Source organism: Parabacteroides sp. AM08-6, assembly GCF_003473295.1.
Taxonomy (GTDB): Bacteria; Bacteroidota; Bacteroidia; order Bacteroidales; family Tannerellaceae; genus Parabacteroides.
Map to the genome: position 1 here is coordinate 41,285 of NZ_QRMP01000004.1, position 26,023 is coordinate 67,307.

A 26,023-nucleotide genomic window follows, 5' to 3' on the forward strand; every position below is an offset into this window, starting at 1 on the left:
TTTATAATTGTCTTTCTTTGTTTCAACAATTATTGAATTGAATTTATATGTAACTGGAAAGTATAATTATTCAAGGCATTTCCGGTAATGGAGATGTCCGGAGAGTATAGGCAAAAGTAATTCATCCTATGTTTTTATCCTAATAAAAGGACTAGGAAATTGAATTTATTTCACGCTACTCCAAGCCTTTGATACAGCTTCGTTTATATTACTGCAAATATTGTCGGCACCAATCTTTTTGTCGAAATCGGATTTGATAAGGACACGACGTACTTGTTCGTTTACACCCGACAAAATCAGTTGAATATTCTCAGCAGCAGATAAGCGATACAAGTTTTCCAAGTTATGCAATCCTGTGGAGTCCATGAACGGAACTTTACGCATGCGGATGATACGGATTTTAGGTTTGTCACCTATATTGTGCATGATATCATCGAATTTGCTTGCCACTCCGAAGAAGAACGGCCCATCTATTTCATACACTTCTACCCCTTTGGGCAAGGAGAGTACTTCTTCATCATGGTGAATTTCGCTTTCATCCGAAAGGTCGATTTCATCTTTGACAACCGATACGTGAGTCGTTTCGGCTACACGTTTCATAAACAGGAACATGGCTATTAGCAAACCGACTTCGATAGCAATCGTCAAGTCGAAAATAACGGTCAAAAAGAATGTTACCAGCAAAACGGATACATCGCTTTTCGGATTTTTCATCAGCGAACGGAAGGTGCGCCATTCGCTCATATTGTAGGAGACGATAATCAATACACCCGCCAGGCAAGCCATCGGAATATGCTTGGTCAACGGGCCGAGAAACAACAAGATAAGCAGTAAAACTACGGCATGAATAATACCGGCTACCGGGGTACGTCCGCCATTGTTAATGTTGGTCATTGTACGTGCAATGGCGCCGGTTACAGGGATACCCCCGAAAATAGGAACGATAATATTGGCAGCTCCCTGGGCAATCAGTTCCGTATTCGAATTATGCTTATCACCCGTCACCCCGTCGGCTACCGTCGCTGAAAGGAGGGATTCGATAGCTCCCAGCATGGCGATTGTAAAAGCGGAAGGAAGCAATAGATTGATTGTCTCCATATTAAAGTCAATAGGAGAGGGAGCAGGCAGGGAAGCATTGATACTGAAGCGGTCTCCAATCGTCTCAATCCCTGTAATTCCCAAATGATAACGCATGACATAAACTAGGATTGTCATCATTATAATTGCAATCAGTGAACCGGGTATCTTTTTTGAAAATTTAGGGGTGATGGCAATAATCAGGATACTGGCGATGCCGATTACCAGCGACCAGATATTAATGGTATGGCAATGTTGGAAATAAGCCATCCATTTGGAAATGAAATCAGCCGGAACTTTATCCATTGTCAGGCCGAAAAGGTCCTTCATTTGCGTAGTGAAGATAGTAAGTGCAATACCGCTGGTAAATCCTACTACAATAGGGTAGGGAATGAATTTGATAACCGTTCCCAACTTCAAGGCCCCCATAATAACCAGAATAATACCGGCTATAATAGTCGCGATAGCCAATCCTTCAATACCGAAAGTCTGTATAATTCCGTAAACGATTACAATAAAAGCTCCTGTCGGTCCTCCGATTTGTACGTTGCTTCCCCCCAGCAGGGATACGATAAAGCCTCCGATAATAGCTGTAATCAATCCTTTTTCAGGACTCACTCCTGAAGCGATGCCAAAAGCAATGGCAAGCGGGAGAGCTACGATACCAACAATGATGCCGGCCATCAAATCGGCCGTGAATTTCTCTTTTGAATAGTTTTTCAGCGCTGTTAATAATTTGGGCTGAAAATCAAACTTGTTTTTCATCTATCTGCCTATTTATTAAAAAAACGCTGCAAAGGTACAAAAAAACACTCTATTAGATAATAGTCCTTCTATTTGTTATCCGGCTGAGTAGGATTAGCGGCCTCCTTGCAATTTCGGCTCTACCGTCTCTTTACCGGTTGACAGAATGTTCTTCATTTTACTGTTTTGCAATCGGATTGATATGTGAAAAAGGGTTACATGTGCGGGTAATTCATTTTACTCGCCATATAAATCCCATTTACCCGCTATAGTAGTGACATTTTGATACTCGTGAATCTACATGAATCCTGTGTTGCTAAAAAAATATTATTTATTTGTATTCGAATATTTGTTTTAGTGAAAAACTTTTTGTTGTTTTGCTTTTATCTTTTGAAAATCAATCAGAATGTGAAATATGGAAGTATTTGTCATGCTGATAATATTAATTTGTATAATATGAAATCCTTATTTTTAATATTGAGTATTTTTCTTTTGTTTTCATGTGGTAGTAATCAATTATCAAAAAGTAATGAAGGAGAACGATTGGATTTTAAAAATACAATTAGTGAATCTATGAAATTATCTTTAATAGTAGATAGTGTAGAGTTGGTTCCACTTGAGACAAAAGATGATTTTTTAATATCCGGAATTACCAAGATGAGATATGCGGATGGGAAATTTTTTATATTAGATAAAAATCAAAAATCTATATTTGTGTTTGATAAAAAAGGAAAACCTGTTTTTAAAATAAATAATTATGGAAAAGGGCCTAATGAATATTTGAATATAAGAGGATTTGATGTAAATGAAAAAACAAAACAATTGGTTTTTAAAACATTTCCAAATAGATTATATTATTATGACTTTGATGGAAAATTGGTAAAAGAAGAGAATATAGATATTGATGCTTTTGACATAGCAATAAGTGATGATGCTTTAATTTTTGATACAGGATATATGACAAATGTATTTGAAAATGAAAGGTTAAAATATTGGTTTCTTGTAAAATCAATTTCAGATAACCAATATAAAGGTTATAAACCTTTTATTTTTGAAGAGATGGGAGATGTTAGACATACGTACCAGCAATGTAGATATTTAATACATAATGGGGATGAGGTTTTGTTTTTTGAACCGTTTTCAAATATAGTATATTCAATAGTAGGAGATAAAGTAAGCGTAAAATATTTTTTTGATTTTGGTGATAAAAATATACCAGATGATTTTTTTAGTCAGTATAATGATTTTGAAAAATCTCTTGCTAGATTAGATGATGGTTGTTATAATTATGCTTTTAATAGTTTATGGGAAAATAATGACTATTTAAGTTTTAATTATGAGTATGCTTCTAATTATTATGCTGTGTGTTATGATAAGAATAAGAAAATATGCTATAATAAAGGATGGATGGATGATATTACCTATTGTTGGCCATATATATCAGAGGCTACAGATAATTATTTAATAGGTTATAGGCCTGCAAATGAATTAATGAATGAAATTTCTTCTAAAAAATATGTATCAGCACAGAAAGAATATTTATCTTCTATAATTGATGCAGAAAGCAATCCTGTTTTATTTTTATATTATTTCAAATAGTAGTTGAATACAAATCTATCTATTAGTGATTTAAAACGAGTATATTAAACCATAAATAATCATCAACATGAAATTTATTGCCTGTATTACATGTTTATTCTTTTTCCTCACATGCAATGGCCAAGAATCGAAAAAGAGCGGGGAAGGGATACGATTGGATTTTACGAAAGCAGCGGATGAGGCAATCAAAATGTCCTCGGTTATCGATAATGTAAGAGCGATACCGCTTGAAACGAAAGATGATTTTTTAGTTTCTTCTATTTCTAAAATGCGATATGTAGATGAGAAGTTTTTTATATTTGATAGTCGGCAAAAAGCCATATTAGTGTTTGATAAGGACGGGAAAGCTCTTTTTAAGATAAATAATAGTGGAGGAGGACCGGATGAGTACGTGGAAATAAGAGGTTTTGATGTGAATGAGAAGTTGAAACAGATTGTTTTGAATGTTTCTCTTCAAAAACTATTTTTTTATGACTTCGAAGGACATTTGATTAAGAAGGAAAATTTAAAAATAACTTCAACGGATATCGCTTGGGGGAATGATGCCATGATTTTTGATACGGGACATATGAAAAATGACTATGAAGATACTGAAGGAGGATATTGCTTTGTTGTGAAACCTGCTTCCGAAGATAAATATAAGGGATACATGCCGTTTAGTTTTGAAGAGATGGGACATCATGTGTATCGTTTCCAGCAACCCCGGTCTTTTGTTCATGTAGCTGATGAGATTCTGTTTTTCGAACCGTTTTCGAATATGATTTATTCGGTTGTCGGAGATAAAGCCAATGTAAAGTATTTGCTGGATTTCGGAAATAAGAATATACCTTCCGGTTTCTTTTCCAGGTATAACGATATGGATAAGGCGGTGGATGAATTGGAAGATGGAAGCTATGCCTATGCTTTTAACAGTGTGTGGGAAAATGATAAATATTTGGGAATAGATTGTACTTATGATGCCGATCATCATACTCTTGTCTATGATAAGCGGCAAAAGAAACTTTTTACTAAAGGATTGAAGGACGATATTCTTATCTGTTGGCCCGAAGTTGCGGAAGCTACGAATCAATATTTGGTAGGCTATCGTTTTGCAGATGACTTGCTTTATCAATTTGATGAGAAAGCTGAGATGCCTGACCTGAAAAGGCAATTATTGACATCAATCAACGAAGAAAGCAACCCGGTCGTGTTTTTATACTATTTCAAGTAATTCCTTGAGAGAAGGAGTGAAACATCGATTTCTTCTATGGAGAGATTGATATATTTTATGTGGATTGATTTGTTTTTCAGTAAAACAATTTCATACCTTTGGATGTTATTTTCTTAGGGCGATAGACAAACTCATTTTATATATACATATATTAGCATTATGGAAAAAAGTATTAAAGGTACACGTACAGAGCAGAATCTGCTGAAATCATTTGCCGGAGAATCTCAGGCAAGAAGTCGTTATACATTCTTCGCAAGCAAAGCTAAGAAAGAAGGGTATGAACAAATTGCAGGTGTTTTTGCTGAAACAGCCGAACAGGAAAAAGAACATGCAGAACGTTTCTTTAAGTTTTTGGAAGGCGGCATGGTAGAAATCACAGCTGCTTATCCGGCCGGCGTTATCGGTACAACGATGGAAAACCTGGCTGCCGCTGCTGCCGGTGAAAATGAAGAGTGGGCTGAACTATATCCGGCTTTTGCTGATATAGCAGAAGAAGAAGGCTTCAAAATGATTGCCGTTGCTTTCAGAATGATTGCGAAAGTGGAAGCTGAACACGAAAAACGTTACCGTAAGCTGTTGGCTAACATGGAAGCCGGCCAGGTATTCGAAAAGCCTGAGGCTATTTGGTGGCAGTGTCGTAACTGCGGTTTTGTTATCGAAGGAAAGAAAGCTCCGCAGAAATGCCCGGCATGTGAACATCCGCAAGCTTATTTTGAACCGATGAAACAGAACTATTAATCGGTCGATTTAAAAAAAATTACACGTTCCCTATCATTTTTTTGCTGATAGGGAACGTTTATATTTAATATAACCTTATCTTTAGGCCCAAATTCACATGAAAAACGAATTTATCGGCGAATGGGCATATCTATAAAAAACCTCAATAAAGTGTATCCGAATGGAAACCACGCGTTGAAAGACATCAATCTGGAAATACCGACAGGTATGTTCGGGCTGCTAGGTCCGAATGGTGCTGGAAAGTCAACTTTAATGCGTATTCTTGTTGCTTTGATGGAACCTTCTTCCGGAAAGGTGGATATCTGTGGGTACGATTTGATGAAACAGCGGAAAGAGATACGGGCTATACTGGGATATCTTCCGCAAGACTTCCGTTTCTTTGCTAAATATAAAACGTACGAGTTTTTGGACTACGCTGCGCGGCTTTCCGGAATAACCCGTAAGTCTGTTCGCAAACAAGCGGTAGACGAAATGTTGGAGAATGTGGGACTGTTTGATGTACGCGACCGCTATGCCAATAAGTTATCCGGTGGTATGAAACGCCGTTTAGGTATTGCACAGGCACTTATTCATCATCCGAAAGTAATTATTGTGGACGAACCGACTACGGGATTGGACCCGGAAGAACGTATCCGTTTCCGTAACCTGCTCTCCGAAGCCAGCGAGAATGATGTGACGATTATCCTCTCCACCCATATCGTAGGCGATATTTCCAGTACTTGTAATTGTATGGCGTTGATGAATAAAGGAGAAGTCTCTTTTTACGGTGCTCCCCAGGATATGTTGAAACAGGCGGAAGGAAAAGTCTGGCGTATCCGGGTAAGTGGTGATGAACTGCATAAGGTTGATAAGCTCTACCCCGTTATTTCCACCATTCCTTTGGGTACCGGCTGGGAAGTACAGGTAGTAGCCGATGAGGTAAAAGGATATGATGCCGAAAGCTATCCTCCCAATCTGGAGCATGCTTACGTGTATTATATGGAGAATAAGTTGAACCGATGGACCAATGATTAATAAGTTGTGTGATTTATGTCTTTTATAAACAATATACAATCTGTAGCAAAATACGAAAGTAAGATACTGGTTCGAAGCTGGTTCTTTAAGATATTTACGATACTGGCTCTCGGAGTATTGGGTTTTCTTAATTTCATCTTGCTGCTTGTCGATAATGGAGGTTCGTTCTGGATGGCGAAGGCTATCACCTCGAATATACCTTATATAAACCTGTTGGTGCTGAATACGGGACAGGCGGTGATTGCGGTCTTTCTCTCCTCCGAGTTCCTGAAACGGGATAAGAAGTTGGATACATCCGAAGTATTCTACGTCCGTCCTCTCAGCAATGCCGAATATGTGATAGGAAAGATATGGGGAAACCTGCGGGTATTCCTTATTCTGAACCTGATTGTGATGGCGCTGGCGCTGGTATTTAATTTTATAGGGGCGGGAGCTTCGGTGGATTGGTTGGCTTATCTACTCTATTTCCTGTTGATAAGTATCCCTACTCTGGTGTTCATCATCGGACTTTCCATCTTCCTGATGCTGGTATTTAAAAATCAGGCGCTGACTTTTATTATTTTGCTGGGGTATATCGGACTGACACTTTTCTATATACAGGACAAGTTTTACTACCTGTTCGATTATATGGCATACAGCTTGCCGTTGTTTAAATCGTCGATTGTAGGGTTTAGCAATTGGGAGGCACTTCTCAACCACAGAGGTATTTATTTCTTCCTCGGACTGGGATTTATCTTTTTCACGATTTTCCTTTTCAGAAGGTTGCCTAACTCTTCCCGCAGCCATTATCCTTGGTTGTTTTTGTCTTTTTGTATGCTGTTGATTGGGGGAGCGGGTGGTTACAATCATATACGTTCCATCCTCCGGGAAGCAGAAATGCGCGAACTTTATACAACAGTCAATAATAAATATGTCCATACCCCGAAGATGATTATCGACCAGTACGATATTCAGGTGGAGCAACATCCGCAAACATTCAGTTCGGAGGTAAAAATGAAAGGGGTGGCGTTGGAAACTTCGGCTGTTTTTACTTTCTCTCTGAACCCCGGTTTGCAAGTACAGGAAGTGAAGGAAGGAGAGAAATCTTTGCAGTTTAAGCGGGACAACCAGATTGTATTGGTGGATTTCGGTAGACAGATAACAAAAGGGGATACAATTGCTTTATCCCTTTCTTATAGCGGACGGCTGAATGAAAATTTCTGCTATCTGGATATTCCGGCGGAAATCTTGCAACAGCAGTACAAGAAAGATATGGTCAACATAGACAAGAAATATGTATTCCAGACAAAAGACTTTCTTCTCTTTACACCGGAAACATTCTGGTATCCGCGTCCCGGTACAAGCTACAGCGACGAGAGTCCGGACTGGCAGCAAACTTATTTCAGCCGGTTCAATCTGCAGGTAAAGCCTTTGCCGGGTCTTATACCTTTATCGCAGGGAGAAGGGAAAGAGGAGGAGGAAGGAACTTTTGTGTTCCGTCCGGACTATCCTTTCCAGTCTATTTCGTTGACTATCGGCAAATATAAGCAAAAGAGCCTGGAGGTAGACAGTACCTTATATAATATATGGTATATAGACGGGCACGATTATTTTACGGCACCATTCGATTCCATTCAGGACACTATTCCGTCGATGCTACGGGAGGTACGGGGTAATCTGGAACGAAATTATAAACTCAGCTATCCGTTCAACCGCTTCTCGGTAGTAGAAGTGCCGGCCCAGTTCTTCAGCTATGTCCGGGCGTGGTCGAATGCTCAGGAGATGGTACAGCCGGAGATGGTATTTTTCCCGGAGAAGGGATGTACGTTCTATCAGATGGATTTGGCAAAACAGAAAAAGAACCAGTTCCAATGGGCGAAATGGAGCGGACGTGAAATATCGGAGCAAGAGGCGCAGATGCGTACTTTGTATAGTTTCCTGTATATTTTCCTTCAAACGGAAGGCAACTATAACTTCTCGTCCGGCGGACGAGGACAGTACAATATTTCTTCGCAGGCGAACCCTTATTTCCTGTTCCCGCAATTGTATAATTTCCGTTATAACATCTTTTCACCTGAGTGGCCGATAACCAACCGAGTGATAGAACTTTATCTCCAGAGGAAATCGGACAACAACGGATGGGAAAGGGAGATAAACGGTATCAGTAACAACGAAAAGTCGAATTTGCTGATGGAAAAACAATCTTTCAAGGATTTGCTGGCAGATGTCGAACATCGTGACTTGCTGGATAATATTATCAGCTTGAAAGCTTTTACTCTTTTTGCTCCGGCAGAAGTGAATGTTGGGGTCAATCTTTTCCGTGATTCCCTTTATTCGATATTGGAACAGAATACTTTCGGCAATATCCAGTTCGAAAGCCTGTTGGATCGGTTGGGAGAGATTAGCGATACGGATATTAAATTGCAGATAAAGGATTGGGACAAACCTGTGCCGCTGCCGTTCTATACTATCGGTAAACCGGAAGTGACGAAGATAACAAATAAGGGACAGGAATCATATATCATGAAACTTTTAGTGGCGAATAATTCCGATTATGACGGAATGCTTCAGGTAGATATCAATGTGAACAGAAGAGGCCCTGTTGCTGATCCGCGTACGAGCCGGAAAGTACCGTTGGATGCTCATCAAAGTAAGATGCTGGTGTCGGTTTGGGATGATCCCCCCTGGCAGGTATATATAAATACGTTGATATCCGGTAATCTGCCCAGTGCGCTGCGTCAATCTGTCAATGTCCGGGAAGAACGCGAATGGACGTTGGTGTCGGATAGTGATTTTGTCGTTCCGATAACTTCCGGGATTGCAGAAGGTGAAGTGATTGTGGATAATGAAGACTCATTGTTGTTCTCTCTTTCCGAGCCGGCTATTGTAGGACTTTTACCTAAATGGCTCGATAAAGTGGAAGATACCTCCTTCAAATATGCAGGCGTTTCCCCGTGGCGTGCTCCTTTGCAATGGACGGCTACGACGAATGCAAATTATTATGGACAGTACATCCGGTCCGCTTATGTCATCAAGAGTGGTGACGGAAGTCAAACGGCAACTTGGAAAGTTCCGGTTCCCTCTCCCGGACAGTACGAAGTGTATTATTATGTATCGAAGGATAATGAATTAAGATATAACAACCGGGCAGAAGGTGAATATCATTTCAAGGTGAAGTATGATGAGGAGAATGAAGATGCCTATATCAATATGAAAAGGGCTAACGAAGGCTGGGAACAGTTGGGTGTTTATTACTTCAGTTCCGATACCATACATGTTACGTTGACTAACGAGTGCAAACTCCGCAGTGTGGCAGCCGATGCCGTAAGAATAGTAAAACGATAATCATTTAATTAAAATAACCATGCAAAGAGAGTTATTATCCATAAAGAAAACTGTCCTGGCCGCTGTGGCTTGTCTGGGGCTTTCGGTCGTCCCTGCGTACGGACAGCTCTCGCTGACTATAGAGAAGGCGATGGATATAGCGGAGGAGAATAGTCCGACTCTACGCCGCTCACACATGAATCTGGACCGTTATCAGGAGAATTTGATCGCGCAGCGGGCTTCGCTCAAATCGAAGTTCTCGCTCAACCTCAATCCGGTGGATTATAATAAGAACCGTAGGTTCGATAACCGTTTGTCGCAATGGTATACCAATGAGACATTCAGTTCCAGCGGAACTTTCCAGGTAGACCAACCAATCTTGTGGACAGACGGTGTCCTTTCTTTGATAAACCGCTTTGGGTGGCAGGATAATAAATCGGATATCGACGGGGTTAAAAACAACAATAAAGCTTTTAGCAACGACTTGTATCTTCAATTGAGCCAGCCGGTTTTCACGTACAACAAACGGAAAATGGAACTGAAGCAAATTGAATATGATTACGAAAATGCCAATATCAGTTATGCTTTGCAACGGCTGAACACGGAGAAGAATATCACCCAACAGTTCTATGCCGTTTATATGGCTCAAAGCCAGCTGGCAATCCGCAAGGACGAATTGACCAATGCCCAGCAAAGTTATGATATCATCAAGAATAAGGTGGAGGCCGACTTGGCTGCCAGAGACGAATTGTTTCAGGCTGAAGTGAACTTGGCAACCGCCCGTTCGTCGGTGGAAGAACAATTGGTTTCCCTCGAAAATGCGAAAGACCAGCTCAAACAAACTCTGGGAATGCCCTTGAGCGATGACATTATGGTCTTTGCCGAAATACATATCGAAGCAGTTGATGTGAATTTGGAAAAAGCGATACAACATGGTTTGGAGTCGCGACTCGAGCTTCGTCAACGGGAGATTGAGAGTAAGGAACTGGCGTTCGAGATGATTAGGACCAAGGCCCTGAATGAATTTAAGGGGGATGTTGCCCTCTCGTTCGGTTTGATAGGGGATAACCATCGTTTGGGAGATATCTATCAGACTCCGACACAGAACCCCCGTGTTGCTATCAGCTTTACCGTACCTATCTTCGACTGGGGAGAAAAGAAAGCCCGTATTAAGGCACAGAAAGTAGCCCAGAAGATTAACGAACTGGATTTCCAGGAGGATAAAGTCAGTATCGAATTGAATATCCGCCAGACTTGGCGTAACCTGGAGAATCTGCTTACACAAATCAAGATAGCTGAACAGAATGTGGAGAACGCCCAGCGTACCTACGACCTGAACCTGACGCGCTATCGTGAGGGAGATATTACCGGTATGGATATGAACCAGTTCCAGACACAGCTCTCAAGCAAGAAGATTTCCTATACACAGACATTAATTAACTATAAGATAGAATTGTTGAACCTCAAAATACTTTCCCTCTACGACTTTGAGCGTGATGTAGCCATTGTTCCGATGGAAGATTTAGTAAATAAAAAATAAGCAGACATGAAATACTACAGTACAACTTTCGTATCCCTTTTCCTGCTTGCTCTGGTGGCTACTTCTTGTAACAATCAGCCGCAGAATACGCAGAATGATATCGCTACTCCGGTATCTGTCGTGGAACTGAAGAAAGGTTCCATCAGTAAGTTAATTAACACTACCGGTACAGCCATGCCTACTTATGGCGTGGACCTGACTTCCGGTATGGCTGGTCTTTACAAGCTCCAAACCAACCCGCGTACGGGAAAACCGTTTAAGCTGGGTGATAAAGTCAGTAAAGGACAGCTTATCGTCCGTCTGGAGGATAAAGAATATGAAAATGGTATCGCTCTCGATGCCAAGGAGCTAAGTTTCGAAATTGCCGAACAGGAGCAAAGCAAGCAGAAAGCTCTTTATGAAAAAGGAGGAGTGACGCTCAGCGAAATGCGTAATACGGAGGTGAAGGTAACGAATGCCCGTTACGATGTAGAGAATGGAAAGCTCAATCTGGAGAAGATGAACGTAACCGCTCCCTTCGACGGAGTAATCGTCGACCTGCCTCACTATACACCCGATGTACGGGTGGAACAGGGAAAGGCTATCGTCAGCCTGATGGATTATTCCCGGATGTATATGGATATCAACCTGCCCGAAAGTGCTATCAGCTATGTGGATGCGGGACAGCCTGTTTACATTACTCACTATACACTGCCGGAAGATACGGTAAGTGGAAATATCAGCGAACTTTCTCCGGCCATCAGTACCGAGACTCGTACGTTTAAAGGTAAGATACAAATACAGAACGATGCCCTCAAGCTTCGTCCGGGTATGTTTGTCAAAGCCGATATCGTAGTGGATAAGGCCGAAAGCGCCATTATCATCCCGAAAGAGGTTATCCAAACCAACCGTCGCCGTAAGTATGTCTATATCGTAGAAAAGAATACGGCTATCCTGCGTGAAATCGTAACCGGTCTGGAAGACGAACGGAACGTCCAGGTAGTACAGGGGCTTAACGAAAACGATAATCTGGTAGTGAGAGGTTTCGAAACCCTGAAGGAAAACAGTAAGGTGAAAGTACAGAAGTAAGAGAATATGAAGAACATTATTAAATTCGCGGTAAGCAATCCCGTCACCATCTGCATGGTGGTACTGGCTATCCTGCTTCTGGGCAAGATATCCTACGACCAGCTGAGCGTAGACTTGCTTCCCGACCTCAATAATCCTCGTCTCTTTATCGAGCTGAAGGCCGGCGAACGTCCGCCGGAGGAGATAGAGAAACAGTTCGTCAAGAACATAGAGTCTCTGGCTATCCGCCAAAGCGATGTTACGCAGGTTTCTTCCGTTATCAAGGCTGGTTCTGCCCGTATCACGGTAGAATATAGCTGGACGAAAGATATGGACGAAGCTTTCCTTGACTTGCAAAAGGCTATGAGTCCGCTCTCTCAGAATAATGATATTACCGAGTTGAAGATTACGCAGCACGACCCCAACCAATCGCCGGTTGTACTGGTAGGTCTTTCACACATGAACATAACCGATATGGCCGAACTGCGGAAGGTGGCCGAAAGCTATATCCGCAACGAACTGATACGCCTTGAAGGGGTGGCGGACGTGACCCTTTCGGGTGATGAAGTCAGTACCCTGACCATTCGTACCGACCCTTATAAGCTGGAAGCTTTCAAACTGACGATAAATGATATATCATCGAGAGTGGAAGCAAACAACCAAAGTATTTCCGGCGGTCGTGTCAGTGAACTGGGTCTACAATATCTGGTAAAAAGTTCCAGCCTGTTTTCTTCGGAACGCGACTTTGAGAATTTGATAGTCGGCTATAAAGCCATTGAAGCTCAAAATACTTCAGCCTCGTCCGGTTCTACGGCTACAGGCACTGTTTCCGATGGAAATAAAGCACCCATCTTCCTGAAAGAAGTTGCAAGTGTGCAGTTTGAGAACGCCCGTCCCGAGAACATTGTCCGTATCAACGGCGAACGCAGCATCGGGCTGTCCGTTTATAAAGAAATGCGTTTCAACACGGTGAAGGTAGTCGATGCCGTCACCCGCCAGTTGGGAATTATAGAACAAGCGCTTCCGGGTTATCGCTTCCAAGTGATTACCAACCAGGGAACATTCATTAAGAACGCGATAGGAGAGGTGAAGGACAGTGCCGTACTCGGTATCATCCTGGCCGTTATCATCCTTTTCGTTTTCCTGCGGCGCTTCGGAACAACGTTGATTGTGAGTATGGCGATACCTATTTCTATCGTGGCTACTTTCAACTTGATGTTCTTCAATCATCTGACATTGAATATTATGACACTGGGAGGGCTGGCCTTGGGAGCCGGTATGCTGGTGGATAATGCCATTGTGGTAATCGAGAGTATTTTCCGTAATCAGGAAAAAGGAATGTCCGTCAAGGAGGCGGCTATCACGGGAACTTCCGAAGTTGCCGGGGCTGTTATCGCCTCTACATTGACTACCGTTGTGGTATTCCTGCCTATCGTTTACCTGCATGGAGCTTCGGGCGAATTATTTAAGGACCAGGCATGGACGGTTACCTTCTCATTGGTTTCCTCTTTGTTTGTTGCCATATTGGTTATCCCGATGTTGTACGACCGGATTGCCGGACGTAAGAAAGAAGCTCTCCAGGAGGTGAAATCTATCCAGATGAAAGGTTATAGCAAGCTGCTTCGCAAACTTCTGGAATACCGTTGGGGAGTCATTAGCGCAGCTGTCTTATTGATAGTGGTGGCCGGTCTGCTCACTCCTTTCATCGGAACTGAATTTATGCCGAAGGCGGAGAGTAAAACATTCTCGGCCGTTGTTCGCTTGCCGGAAGGTACACGTTTGGAACGTACCGCCTCGGCTATCGATGGGTTGGAAAGTCTGTTACGGACGATATCCGGCGATTCGCTTTGTACGGTCTACAGCCATGTAGGTCCCGGAAGCGGTTCGGAAAACGATATATTCGAAGGTGAAAATACGGCTGTTATGAAAGTCATCCTTTCTCCTTCCTGTCCGATTTCTCCGGACGAAGTGATGGCCCGTTTCGTACAGGCTACCGAAGAAACCGAAGGGCTGGATATTACCCTGAAACAAGACGAAAATTCCCTGAGCAGCTTGTTGGGTAGCGAAGGTGCTCCCATCGTTGTCGAGGTGAAGGGAGAGGAACTGGATGAGATTGCCGTGCTGACCGAAGAGGTGAAAGGACGTATGATGACTGTCAACGGACTTTACAACGTTCGTTCCTCCATTGAAGATGGTGCTCCCGAAGTCACGATTTCCCTCAACCGTACTGTAGCCGGTATTAATAATCTGAGTGTACAGACCGTTATCGACCAGCTCAAGCAACAATTGAGCGGACTCGAAACCGGTAAGATGGATTACCGCGGGGAGATGCGCGATATTCTGATAAAAGTACCCGATATCACCCTGAAAGACCTTGGTATGCTGGTTATCAAGAACGGCGACCAGGAATTCCGTCTGCAGGAAGTGGCCGATATTATCCCCTCACAAGCGCCGAAAGAAATCTTCCGCCGCGGGCAAAACCGTATCAGTAAAGTTATGGCGGATATGGACGATAACCAGTCGCTGGACAAAATGGCGGCACAGATACGTTCCGCCGTCTCGGATATAGACCTGCCGAACAACTATTCCATTACCGTCACCGGTGAAGAAGAGAAGCGTCAGGAGTCGATGAACAGCCTGCTGTTCGCACTGGCTCTTTCGGTTATCCTGGTTTATATGGTGCTGGCTTCGCAGTTTGAATCACTGCTGCATCCTTTCACTATCCTGCTGACGATACCGCTGGCGGTGGTAGGGGCTGTCCTCCTGTTCTTCCTTACCGGGACAACCATCAATATGATGGGAGTAATCGGTATTGTGATGTTGGTCGGTATTGCGGTGAACAACTCGATTATCCTGGTAGACCGTATTAACCAGTTGAAAACCGGTATGCCGTTGACCGATGCCATTGTGGAAGCCGGCCAGCAACGTATCCGTCCTATCTTGATGACAACGCTGACAACTATCCTTGCCCTTCTCCCCATGACTATTAGTTTCGGTGAAGGCGCGTCGCTTCGTTCGCCGATGGCAATTGCCGTGATAGGCGGGCTGTTGACCTCCACGTTAATGTCGCTTATGGTTATTCCATGCGTCTATTATGTATTGGAAAGGATAAAAACGAGGAAGAAAAGAATATGAACTTTTTGCTACATAGAAAGATTGCGATTTGCATGCTGTTTGCAGCCCTTACCGGGTTGGGATACGTCTCCTACAAACAGTTACCGGTGGAACTGTTACCTAACGCAGAGCTACCGATGCTCTTCGTACAGGTAAGTTCCACGCAGGACATGGACCCGGCTTATGTGGAGACGGAAGTCGTTATCCCGCTCGAAGGTGCTATCAGTACCATCGGTGGGGTAGAGAAGATACAATCCACTATCGACAGCCGTCAGTCCAATATACAGATTAACTTCAAGAGTACTGTCAACTTCAAGATAACCGCCCTGAAACTACAGGAGAAGATTAACGAGACGGCCCAGAGCCTGCCCGATAATTTTAGGGTGTCGGTACAGAAAGTCGATGTCTCCGCACTGGGTGGCGGTTTCATGTCGCTGCAAGTACGCGGCTCCGGAGGAACCGACCGTGTACGTCAGTTGGTGGAGAAGGAGATACGTGCCGACTTGGAGAATATCGATGGAATAGCTTCCGTCAACGTGTACGGCGGACGGGAAAAAGCCATCGAGGTACGTCTCAATACGGATGCTTGCGCTGCGCTGAACCTGACTCCTTCGAAGATAAGCAGCCTGCTTAACCAGAATACACAGGAGAAAGCCTTTGTGGGATATGCCGTCGAACCTGACGGACAACATTTCGTGCATGTCAATTCCTCCTATACCCAAGTCTCCGACCTGGAAAATATAGTAGTTGCTCCCGGTCCCATCCTGCTGAAAGATGTGGCCACTGTGTTCTTCGACCGTAAGGAAGAAACAAGCTATAGTCGTGTGAATGGCAAAGACGCCGTTTCGGTTGCCTTGCAAGCTGATTCACAATCCAACCTGATAGACTTGTCGCATCGTACGCTTGCCGCTGTCGACCGTTTGAACGAACGTCTCGAACCGCTCGACCTGGCCATTGTAGTGGAGAATAACCAAGCGGAAACGATGGAAGATAATATCGACCAGATAATCAATCTCGCCTTGGTAGGCGGTCTGTTGGCTATCCTGATTCTCTGGCTTTTCCTGAAGAACTTCCGGTTGGTATTTTTCATCGCCCTGTCTATTCCGATTTCGGTCTATACAGCCTTCAATTTCTTCTACGCTTCCGGTATCTCTATCAATAGTCTGACACTGGTAGGAATGGCATTGGCGGTGGGGATGTTGCTGGACAACAGTGTCGTGGTACTCGAAAATATCTACCGCCTCTCTGCCTCCGGCTGTACTCCCGAACGCTCCGTTACGCAAGGGACGAAAGAAGTCTGGCGTTCTATCCTGGCTGCTACGCTGACCACGATAACCGTCTTCCTTCCTTTTGTCTTTTCCGACAACTTCCTAGTTAAGTTGATGGGACATCATATCGGCGTTTCTATCATTTCCACCCTTTCCGTTTCTTTGCTGGTCGCTTTGCTGTTTATTCCGATGGCAACCTATACTATCCTGCGGAAACGGACACCCGACGAGATGGATGTTCCCCTTCCGCTTCAGTCAAAAGAACCGGAACAGAAGGAAACAGGCCGTTGGGGAAAATGGAAAGCCTATTTGCGCGCCCATCTTGGAAAAGGAAAGGGAGACAGTGTATTCTACCAGAAAATAGGCGTTACACAGCGCCCCGTGCAGGTATATCTTGTCTTCCTTAAGACTTGTATGCGTAACCCGGGTGTGACTATCTTCGGTGCTATCATTACGCTCTTCCTGACCCTGATACTTGCTCTGACGCTGAATATCCAGGAGATGAAAGATGTGGAGTCCGACCGTTTCAGTATCTACGTCACCATGCAAACCGGTAGTACGTTAGAGAATACCGACCAGACGGTGAAAGTGATAGAAGAACGCCTCGCCGATTTCCCGGAGAAAGAAGAACTGATAAGCCGTATCCGGGAGGCAGATGCCGAACTGACACTTGTCCTGAAAGAAGGTTATAATAAGATAGGCCATCGCAGTATTTCCGATATCAAGGCGGATGTGCAAGGCAAGCTCCGCGATATTAACGGAGCTGAGATTTCTCTTTCCGATGCTTCCGGTGGAGGCCAGGGAGGGGCTATGGGGAATATGATGGCCGGCATGGGCTCTTTTATGCGTATGCTGGGTATCGGCGATAGCCGGGAACGAATTGTGATAAAAGGTTCCGATGTCGACCTGATGCAGCGTGTGGCGGAAGATTTCCGTTATTACCTGGACGAACAGGAGTTTATCCGGAATACATGGGTTTCCTACAATCGCCGTCAACCTGAGATATATCTGGGCTTCGACCCGATATTACTTACCTCCTTCGACATCTCACGTGGGAATATATCTGCCGGTCTTGCTTCGCTTAATCCGGAACTCTCGTCCGGTACTACTTTTAAGGTAGGGGAGGATACTTACGATATTGTAATCCGGAACGAGGAGCTGGAAGACGAAATGGAAGAGGATTTCACGTTGACTCCCGATACAGCATCTCTTCCTGCCGATAGTACTCAGGTCGGTCAACAACCTCCTCATGCCGAAGGTCATGTGGGAGATAAAGGAACTCCTCCCGCCGAAGGCCAGAAAGCAGAAGCGAAAACTCCTGCCGCAGAACATAAAGCCGGAGGAAGTACTGCTTCTGCCGAAAGACGTAGGCCCGCTGGTGGGGCTGCTCCCGCAGGAGGTCGCAGACCGGAAGGGGGTGCTGTTCCTGCAGGAAATCTTATGCCCGGAGCAACCGCTACTCCCGCTGTCCGTGCAGGTGGTGCAGGCAGAGGTAGAGCCGGCGGTGGAGGTGGTGAAGGCCGCAGGGGAAACAGAAGCGAGAATAGACGCAGACCTGACAGAAATCCTGCCGATAGCAGCAAGGTAAACAAAGATATGCCGGTTGCCGATAGCAGCAAAATGGCTGCGAACTTCTCCGGTACAGATAGTATGCAGGTGGATAGCGTCCAAATGGATAGTATTCGGATAGCCAGAGAACAGGCTGTTCTCGATAGTATCCAAGAGATAAAGGACAAGAGGATTAAAGACAGTTTGCTCCTTGCCCAGCTGGCAAAGGAAAACAAAGATAAGAGTGTCGACGACCTTCGTGCCGTCCAGATACCTAACGCAGCCGGCGGATTGCACCGGTTGGACGATATCGCTTCCATCAATTATGGTCGCGGTCGTGCCCGTATCACCCGTGTGAACCAAGATAAACAGGTGGAAGTATTCTATTCTTTCTCCAGGGATGTAGAGTCCTCGAAAGAGCTGTTGGAAGGCTACCGGGCCGATATAGATGCGTTGGTGGCTTCCTACAACCTGCCGGCAGGTGTCGCTGTGGAAGTGTTCCATGAGGAAGACCAGTTTGCAGACTTCAAGTTCCTGATACTAGCTGCATTCATCCTCATCTTCATGATATTGGCATCGGTGTTCGAGTCGCTTACTACACCGTTTGTCCTGCTCTTTTCCATTCCGTTGGCCGCTATCGGTTCGCTGCTTGCTCTGTTGTTGACGGGCAACAGCCTGATGAATGCGAACACCTTGATGGGCTTCCTGATATTGTTGGGAGTCGTGGTGAACAACGGGATTATCCTGATAGACTATGCCAATATTCTCCGGAAACGAGGATACCGGCGCAACCGTGCGTTGATAACGGCCGGTCTGTCCCGTATCCGTCCTATCCTGATTACTTCCATAACCACCATCGTGGCCATGCTCCCGATGGCAATGGGTAATTCGGAATATGCGGGAGCTATCGGAGCTCCGTTCGCCATCACGGTTATCGGAGGTTTGTCATTCTCGGCTTTGCTGACGTTGATATTGATACCGACAGTCTGCATGGGTCTGGAAAATACGTTGAAATGGTATCGGGGTCTCTCTCCCAAAATATGGTTGTTCCATCTGGTACTCTTCCTCTTCGGAGCGTTGTGTATCTGGCTTTATGCCGATGGTTTGCTGTGGCAGTCCATCTATTTGGTTGCGTTGACGGCTGCTATTCCGGGCATGACCTATTTTGCCCAAAACAGCTTGCGTCGTGCCAGCTCTAAAGTCATCGACCCGGATGCCGAAATTCATATCTCCGTCAGCAACCTGGTGAAGATATACGACTGGCCGGGACGGATATCCCGTCAGTGGAACAGCGGCCTGCTGATACGTCGCCGGTTGGGATTGGGAGGCGAATATCATTCATTGAAAGATTTTGTCGGTATCAGTTGGCAGTTTGCCCTGTGGGGCTTTGGTGTCTATTTTACCTGGTTCTTTGTCAGTAACCGGATGTGGATATTCCTGCTCTCTTTTGCCATGTATGCCGCTACGCTTGCTCTTTGGAGGAAAATACGCGAATACCTGTATTACCGCTTTGAGAAGAGCCGTATGGTGCGCAATGTCAACCGGGTTATCTTCTGGAGTATTCCGCCGCTTATCCTCTTCGGATTGTTCCGGAAGATGGATAATCCGAACCTGGTAGGGGTAGTAGCCTTGTTATGGGCTTTCTGCATCGCGGTTTATATATCGTCGGGTTATCTGTATGAGAAAGAAATCAATATAGAACGTATCAAAGGACGTTTCGCCGGATTGCGCCGCTCTTGGTTCCGGATGGTGAAGAGTATCCCGCTGATTGGCAAACGTCGTCGTCCGTTCAAGGCTTTGCGTGGCGTATCGTTCGAAATACGTACTGGAATGTTCGGACTGTTGGGACCGAACGGAGCCGGTAAGTCTACCTTGATGCGTGTCATCTGCGGTATTCTCGAACAGAGTTACGGTAGTATCTGGATTAACGGTTTGGATACGCGCATCTACCGCGAGGAACTGCAAAGCCTGATAGGTTTCCTTCCGCAGGAATTCGGTACGTACGAGAATATGTCGTCGTGGGAATTTCTCGATTACCAAGCTATCCTGAAAGGCATTACCGACGCTACTCTGCGTAAGGAACGCCTCGAATATGTCCTGAAAGCCGTCCACATGTACGAACGCAAGGACGATAAGATAGGTTCTTTCTCCGGTGGTATGAAACAACGTATCGGTATTGCCCTGATATTGCTTCACCTGCCGCGTATCCTCGTGGTAGACGAACCTACGGCAGGTCTGGACCCGCGCGAACGTATCCGCTTCCGTAACTTGCTGGTCGAACTGAGTAAAGACCGTATCGTGATATTCTCCACGCATATCATCGAAGATATATCCAGCTCCTGTAACCAGGTGGTGGTTATCAACAAGGGTAGCCTGAAATACTTCGGCGACCCGGTAGATATGGTAGATATGGCTACCGGTAAGGTCTGGACATTCAGCATCGACCGTGCCGACTTTGAAGAGAAGCTCGACAAATCGTTGATTGTAAATCACATGCAAAACGGCGACCAGATACAAATACGTTATCTGTCTACCGATTGTCCGTATGAAGGAGCTGTGCTGGTAGAACCGAATTTGGAGGATGCATATTTATGTTTATTGAAAGGATTGTAATCCGGTAAAACGAGAACGATTATGACACTGAAACAATTCGTAGGGCTTTTGCCCCGACTGGTTAAATATAACCTGAAAATAATTTTTGCCGGGAAGTTCATTTGGTTCTTCCTGGCTGCTTTCGGCTTTTTTGCCTACTTTATGTTCCAGAACGCCTGGAACCGGGCGGAGATAAACGAAGGGCTTATTTATAATATTTTGCTCTTCCCTTGTATATTGTTGGTGTTTTATCCTGCCGTGTTCGGTATCCAGAACGATGAGGATAGCCGGATACTCGAAATCCTTTTCGGTATTCCCGACTATAAATATAAGGTATGGGGTGTCCGTTTGTTGATGATTTATGTGGCGATATTCTTCATTCTCATTCTCTTTTCGTATATCGCTACGCTTTTGCTTTATCCTGTCAACCCTCTGGAGATGGCATCGCAGCTAATGTTTCCGATATTCTTTTTCGGCAATTTGGCCTTTATGCTTTCCACCATTACCCGGAGTGGCAACGGGACGGCCGTGCTGGTAATCATTATCGGCATTGCCCTGCTTTTCTTCAGCAACACGGGTTCTGTCGAACGTTCTTTCTGGAACATCGTCCTGAACCCTTTCCGTATCCCCAACAACCTCTTGCCTGTCATCTGGGAAAGTACCATCCTGAAAAGCCGTATTTTTCTCCTCAGCGCCAGCATCATCTGGATGATGATAGGATTGCTCAATTTGCAAAAGAGGGAGAAGTTTGTCTGATAAAAGGAATTATAATAGCCCTTCCTGTCGTTCATGCTAAGTGCAACGACAGGGAGGGCTTTACGTTTTACTAATTTGTACTTGACTGACATAAAGATTAAAGTTTAAGGGTTAGTACTTGTTTTTGATTACCCTACAAAGATAACACACCCTCTTTTCATCAATCAGCCGAACTACGCCCTCCTCCGCCTTTCGCAGTCATTCTATGCCATTTTGTACTATACTGTAGAAATCCACCGGTATTTTACACTCTCCTGTGGTAATTATTCTTTATTTAAATTCTCGAAAAATGTGTCACTCAATGAATATACTTTCCCCAGATTAGAGTATATGAGTATTTTATATTGTAAAAGAGTTCTCAAATCTCCTTTCATTTGCGTTGGCGAATGTTTTAATTCTTGTGATAGTGTAGCTTTGTCAACTTTCCCCTCCTGGTAGATAAGCATTATTTCCTTCACCATACGTTTCTTGATTTTTTGAGTAAGTGAAGCATCATAGGTATTCAACAACTTGAGTATTTTTTCTTCTGTTACAGTCGTATCATGAATGACAGGTTTAGCATTATCGATAGTATTAGTCGTATCGTTACTCTCTTCTTTTTTAACACTATCTCTATTGGATTTAATACTATCGGCATCTAAATTAACACTACTTCTATCAGGTTTAACACTATCTCCCTCTAATTTAACGCCAGCTTCATCTAATTTAGCACCATTATCATCAACAGCATTATATGTAATACTAAAAATAAAATCTTCTCCATTGACAATTTCTATTATACTCTTTTCAAAATATAAAGGAGCAAACTTTTTGATATTGCGACTACCGGACCCTAATTCTTCTACCCAACCCAGTTCACGAAAAACTTTCACCAATAAGGGGTTTTTGGTATAGTTATCCAGCTCTTCAATACTTATAACACCTGTTTTGAACATAGGCGTAAACTTTGTTACATTTCGGGTTATTACGCAGTCGGAATATATTTCAAAGAAACCTGCAGCATTATTGCTATATTCACGATGCACACATAGGTTTGCCACAATCTCACGGAAAATGTTCGATCTTAAGTCTCCTCTTTGCGTAGTTCCATCTTCCAGATAAAATTTCTCCGGAAGGTGCTTATAGACAAAACTCATCAAAGTCTCATAAGCATTTATCAGATTAGATCTTATTGTAATTCGGTCATCATACCTTGTTGTATCTTCAACCTTATTCTGCTTGAAACGTTTGAAGCTCATATTCCTGTAAATAGCTTCAATTCTATAAGCCGGCATAAAAGTTGCCAAGCTGACATCAGTGCCGAATAATAACAAAGCTGCCGATTTGATACCGGTTTGGCCTGTTGTCGGATCTTTGGCTATTAATCCGCAACTCTTCAGGATTTCTTCATCTGACAGCTTTATCCAAGGATGGGTTTCATTTATAAGCTTTACCAATTTTCGGCAGTAATCAAATGTTTTCTTGTCCAAATCTTCCAACCCGAGGTACGGTATAATTTTATTTTCATATGATAACGTATCTTTTCGGGCAAATAAGCCGGCCATTAAGGCAGGATGGTCTGTTACATCCACATCTGCATCTCCATTACGATCATAAAAACGATTTTTATAACGATGTACATATAAGCTTTTTTCTACTCTTGCATAAATAATCTTCTTTTGGTCTATTTCAATATCTTCCGGTGTTACATAAGCTTTAGGAGAGAATAAATCCGGATTGTTAATTATGTGAATGAAGTTTTTCTTCATTTGTTCCACATTCATCTTATTTACTCCTAAAATTTCACCTTGGTCGTTTATACCTATGAAGATATATCCACCGGAATGATTTAAAAACGAACAGACTGTCTCATAAACAGAATGAGTTATCTCGTTCTGGCATGTTTTAAATTCTATATTCGCGCCTTCACCTTTTGCGATTAAATCTTTTATTTCTCCTATCGTCATAAACTTATAATGTGGAAACAAAGATAATGGATAAAAGTAGAAATAACGATATAAAGTATTCTTTTCATAGCTCCTCCGCCTTTCGCAGTCATTCTATGCCATTTTGTGGAAATTTGTGGGGGAGGGCTTTGGTTTTTTGGTAGAAAGTTGCTACCTTTGTTTCGGATACAATAATATTTAATATCGTCTGTTTTTTCACTTTTAAGATACAATAGTATGCCATTGCTTTATAACTTCGACATCGATACGCCTCATGAGTTATTGGCGGTTCTTGCCGGTAATTTACAAAAGCGCAGGCTTGAAAAAGGGCTTTCGCGCGAAGCACTCACGGAACTTAGCGGAGTACCTACCCCTACCATTGCCAAATTCGAGCAAAAACATACCATCTCCTTGGCATCCTATGTGGCACTGGCAAAAGCATTGGGCTATTCCAAAGCCATAAAAGGATTGCTTTCCGAGCCAATCTACCATACGATGGAAGAATTGGAGATGATTAACAAAAACAGAAACAGAAAGAAGGGACGTAATGAAATCAGTAGATAAGATAATCGTCACATACCACAATCGGACCGTCGGTACGCTTAGTACAACTCCCGACAATCGATTATGTGCCTTTCAGTATGAGAAGGAATGGTTGGCAAACGGATTCTCTATATCCCCCTTGGAGCTGCCTCTAAAACCAGACTTGTTCATTGCCAAGCCGGAACCCTTCTGGGGTAACTTTGGCATTTTTGAGGACAGCCTGCCCGATGGATACGGGCGTTATTTGCTGAATCGTATGCTGAAAAAGCAGGGAATAGACGATAGCGAATTGACCCCCTTGCAGCGATTAAGTATTGTCGGCACATCGGGGATGGGGGCCTTGTGCTACATTCCCGGAACTTACATAGGTGAAGAGAAATCACTTCCTGACTTGGATGACCTCCAGAAAATGGCATTAGACATATTATCCGAAAAGTCCGACAAGGACGAGGATGTGTTATATTTTAATAGCGGCAATTCGGGAGGATGTCGGCCTAAATGCCTGTTTCACGACGCGGAGGGGGCATGGTTGGTGAAATTCAGGCATACATACGACCCAAAAGATATGGGGACTATGGAATACCGGTACAATGAGGTTGCACGTAGGTGCGGCATTACCGTGCCGGATTTCAAACTGATGGAAGGAAAATATTTTGCAACTAAACGTTTTGATATTGAGAATGGGAACAGGCTTCATATCGCTACGGCAGGAGCGCTCTTAAACGAATCGATTATGCACTCAAAATTGGATTACAAAACTTTGCTTCATCTGACAGGCTACCTCACACAAGACCCCATGCAAGTTGACGAGATGTTCTGTCGTATGGTATTCAACGTGTTGACCGCAAATAAAGACGACCATGCCAAAAACTTCAGTTTCATTTGCCGGGAAGGTGTTTGGTCGTTGGCTCCGGCTTACGATTTGACCCGATGTAGCAATGGCTATAATGGAGAACACATTACCTCTGTCAATAACAACGGAAACCCGACTGTCGAAGATATGCTTATTGTCGGTGATAGCATCCGTATCCCCCGAAAAAAAGGCATGTCTCTAATCCGTAGCATTGCTGAAAGATGTTCCGAAATCTTATCAAAGGATTATATATCTTCCGTTCCATCCTGAACCGGGTCCAGATGTTTACCGAAAAGGAATTGTCAGGCCTAGTCTACCGTTTCGGCCTGTCTCGGCAAATTGACAAGATGTTCTCCATTTCGGTGTTTCACTATCGGATTGATATGTTAAAAAGGTTTACATGTGCGGGTAATTCTTTTTCCCCGCCATACTAATCCCATTTAGTTGCCTTACTAATGACATTTTGATAGTCAGGAAAACTGACTTCCGGGACTTTCCGTCTACGTCCTTACAGAAAATTTTGTCAGGTACTGTGACCCGACTCGTCGTGAAACATTCTTTAACACACTGCCCTCTCTTATTCTTACTTCCGAGGCAATTGTCCTCGGAACAAAGTTTTTCCTCGCTGAAAGAACAGTGAAGCGCTTGCTCAAAAAGTGGGAAGAAGGGAGACTTATTTTCAAGTTCTCGCATGGTAAGTATAAGAAGCTCAGCAAGTAATCAAAGAAATGTACAATTTAAAATACTCATTGGCATTATTGGCACTTTTGGCACTTTTGACACTTTCGGATGAATGTAAATAACTATTTTGTAAAAATACATTTAGAAAGAAGTTTAAGGCTTTTACGGGAAAAACGTAAGTGTTTTGCTTGAAAAGCGTAAGTCTTTATAATAATCAATGATTATTTGTACTACATCTGCTCATAAAAAAATGACTAAAATAAACGAACGTTTTTTTTAGTCATTATTTCGATACAAACATCAACATTAATTTTCACATGGCAAAATTTTTTCCAACAAAAAAAACAATTAATTATCAAGGGCTAAGCGATATTTTATAAATCAATCTTTCAAAAGGCGCATCCATAAAGAAAATGACTAAAAAAAACGTTCGTTTATTTTAGTCATTATACAAAACAACACACCTGTTAA

General features: G+C 43.4%; 14 protein-coding genes. 12 read left to right on the forward strand and 2 right to left on the reverse strand.

All coding sequences use genetic code 11. The features are described 5' to 3' along the window. Positions 1 to 165 precede the first annotated feature (165 nt). Positions 166 to 1,842, reverse strand: a complete 1,677-nt coding sequence (locus tag DW103_RS04895; RefSeq protein WP_122274553.1) for a SulP family inorganic anion transporter — start codon at positions 1,840 to 1,842, stop codon at positions 166 to 168. Between the two features lie 435 nt (positions 1,843 to 2,277). On the opposite strand from DW103_RS04895, the gene DW103_RS04900 reads away from it, so the two are divergent. The 10 genes from DW103_RS04900 (at position 2,278) to DW103_RS04955 (ending at position 21,550) form a co-directional block, all read left to right on the forward strand. Then, complete coding sequence (locus tag DW103_RS04900) at positions 2,278 to 3,420, forward strand: 6-bladed beta-propeller (RefSeq protein WP_147381178.1); 1,143 nt, start codon at positions 2,278 to 2,280, stop codon at positions 3,418 to 3,420. Positions 3,421 to 3,487: 67 nt separating this feature from the next. Beyond that, complete coding sequence (locus tag DW103_RS04905; protein WP_122274555.1) at positions 3,488 to 4,630, forward strand: 6-bladed beta-propeller; 1,143 nt, start codon at positions 3,488 to 3,490, stop codon at positions 4,628 to 4,630. A gap of 159 nt (positions 4,631 to 4,789) precedes the next feature. Next, entirely contained in the window at positions 4,790 to 5,368 is a 579-nt protein-coding gene (rbr, locus tag DW103_RS04910; RefSeq protein WP_122274556.1) for a rubrerythrin, read from the forward strand. A 120-nt stretch (positions 5,369 to 5,488) separates the two neighbouring features. Then, entirely contained in the window at positions 5,489 to 6,382 is an 894-nt protein-coding gene (locus DW103_RS04915; protein WP_122274557.1) for an ABC transporter ATP-binding protein, read from the forward strand. A gap of 15 nt (positions 6,383 to 6,397) precedes the next feature. Beyond that, complete coding sequence (locus tag DW103_RS04920; protein WP_122274558.1) at positions 6,398 to 9,706, forward strand: xanthan lyase; 3,309 nt, start codon at positions 6,398 to 6,400, stop codon at positions 9,704 to 9,706. 19 nt (positions 9,707 to 9,725) lie between these two features. Continuing rightward, complete coding sequence (locus tag DW103_RS04925; protein WP_122274559.1) at positions 9,726 to 11,225, forward strand: TolC family protein; 1,500 nt, start codon at positions 9,726 to 9,728, stop codon at positions 11,223 to 11,225. Positions 11,226 to 11,231: 6 nt separating this feature from the next. Beyond that, positions 11,232 to 12,293: an efflux RND transporter periplasmic adaptor subunit gene (locus DW103_RS04930; protein WP_122274560.1), complete on the forward strand. Its 1,062-nt coding sequence runs from the start codon at positions 11,232 to 11,234 to the stop codon at positions 12,291 to 12,293. Positions 12,294 to 12,299: 6 nt separating this feature from the next. After that, positions 12,300 to 15,407 (forward strand): efflux RND transporter permease subunit, encoded by a 3,108-nt coding sequence (locus DW103_RS04935; protein ID WP_122274561.1) that lies wholly within the window; start codon positions 12,300 to 12,302, stop codon positions 15,405 to 15,407. Further along, positions 15,404 to 20,815 (forward strand): efflux RND transporter permease subunit, encoded by a 5,412-nt coding sequence (locus DW103_RS18385; protein WP_233545611.1) that lies wholly within the window; start codon positions 15,404 to 15,406, stop codon positions 20,813 to 20,815. Before DW103_RS04935 ends, DW103_RS18385 begins: the two co-directional genes overlap by 4 nt. 21 nt (positions 20,816 to 20,836) lie before the next feature. Next, positions 20,837 to 21,550, forward strand: coding sequence for a hypothetical protein (locus DW103_RS04955; RefSeq protein ID WP_122274562.1), 714 nt, complete (start codon positions 20,837 to 20,839; stop codon positions 21,548 to 21,550). 263 nt (positions 21,551 to 21,813) lie between these two features. On the opposite strand, the gene DW103_RS04960 is transcribed toward DW103_RS04955, so the two are convergent. Next, positions 21,814 to 23,496: an RNA-binding domain-containing protein gene (locus DW103_RS04960; RefSeq protein WP_122274563.1), complete on the reverse strand. Its 1,683-nt coding sequence runs from the start codon at positions 23,494 to 23,496 to the stop codon at positions 21,814 to 21,816. Between the two features lie 216 nt (positions 23,497 to 23,712). Between DW103_RS04960 and DW103_RS04965 the strand changes: the two genes are divergently transcribed. Then, a complete protein-coding gene (locus DW103_RS04965; RefSeq protein ID WP_122274564.1) occupies positions 23,713 to 24,039 on the forward strand; it encodes a helix-turn-helix domain-containing protein in 327 nt (108 codons plus the stop codon). Continuing rightward, the gene (locus DW103_RS04970) at positions 24,023 to 25,141 is read left to right on the forward strand and encodes a type II toxin-antitoxin system HipA family toxin (protein WP_122274565.1); all 1,119 of its coding nucleotides are present in this window, start codon (positions 24,023 to 24,025) and stop codon (positions 25,139 to 25,141) included. The genes DW103_RS04965 and DW103_RS04970 overlap by 17 nt, the downstream gene beginning before the upstream one ends. The last annotated feature ends 882 nt before the right edge of the window (positions 25,142 to 26,023 follow it).

Coding starts and splice junctions, on each gene's coding strand:
- DW103_RS04895 (WP_122274553.1), bottom strand. CDS start 1,842: ATGAAAAACAAGTTTGATTTTCAGCCCAAATTATTAACAGCGCTGAAA.
- DW103_RS04900 (WP_147381178.1), top strand. CDS start 2,278: ATGAAATCCTTATTTTTAATATTGAGTATTTTTCTTTTGTTTTCATGT.
- DW103_RS04905 (WP_122274555.1), top strand. CDS start 3,488: ATGAAATTTATTGCCTGTATTACATGTTTATTCTTTTTCCTCACATGC.
- rbr (WP_122274556.1), top strand. CDS start 4,790: ATGGAAAAAAGTATTAAAGGTACACGTACAGAGCAGAATCTGCTGAAA.
- DW103_RS04915 (WP_122274557.1), top strand. CDS start 5,489: ATGGGCATATCTATAAAAAACCTCAATAAAGTGTATCCGAATGGAAAC.
- DW103_RS04920 (WP_122274558.1), top strand. CDS start 6,398: ATGTCTTTTATAAACAATATACAATCTGTAGCAAAATACGAAAGTAAG.
- DW103_RS04925 (WP_122274559.1), top strand. CDS start 9,726: ATGCAAAGAGAGTTATTATCCATAAAGAAAACTGTCCTGGCCGCTGTG.
- DW103_RS04930 (WP_122274560.1), top strand. CDS start 11,232: ATGAAATACTACAGTACAACTTTCGTATCCCTTTTCCTGCTTGCTCTG.
- DW103_RS04935 (WP_122274561.1), top strand. CDS start 12,300: ATGAAGAACATTATTAAATTCGCGGTAAGCAATCCCGTCACCATCTGC.
- DW103_RS18385 (WP_233545611.1), top strand. CDS start 15,404: ATGAACTTTTTGCTACATAGAAAGATTGCGATTTGCATGCTGTTTGCA.
- DW103_RS04955 (WP_122274562.1), top strand. CDS start 20,837: ATGACACTGAAACAATTCGTAGGGCTTTTGCCCCGACTGGTTAAATAT.
- DW103_RS04960 (WP_122274563.1), bottom strand. CDS start 23,496: ATGACGATAGGAGAAATAAAAGATTTAATCGCAAAAGGTGAAGGCGCG.
- DW103_RS04965 (WP_122274564.1), top strand. CDS start 23,713: ATGCCATTGCTTTATAACTTCGACATCGATACGCCTCATGAGTTATTG.
- DW103_RS04970 (WP_122274565.1), top strand. CDS start 24,023: ATGAAATCAGTAGATAAGATAATCGTCACATACCACAATCGGACCGTC.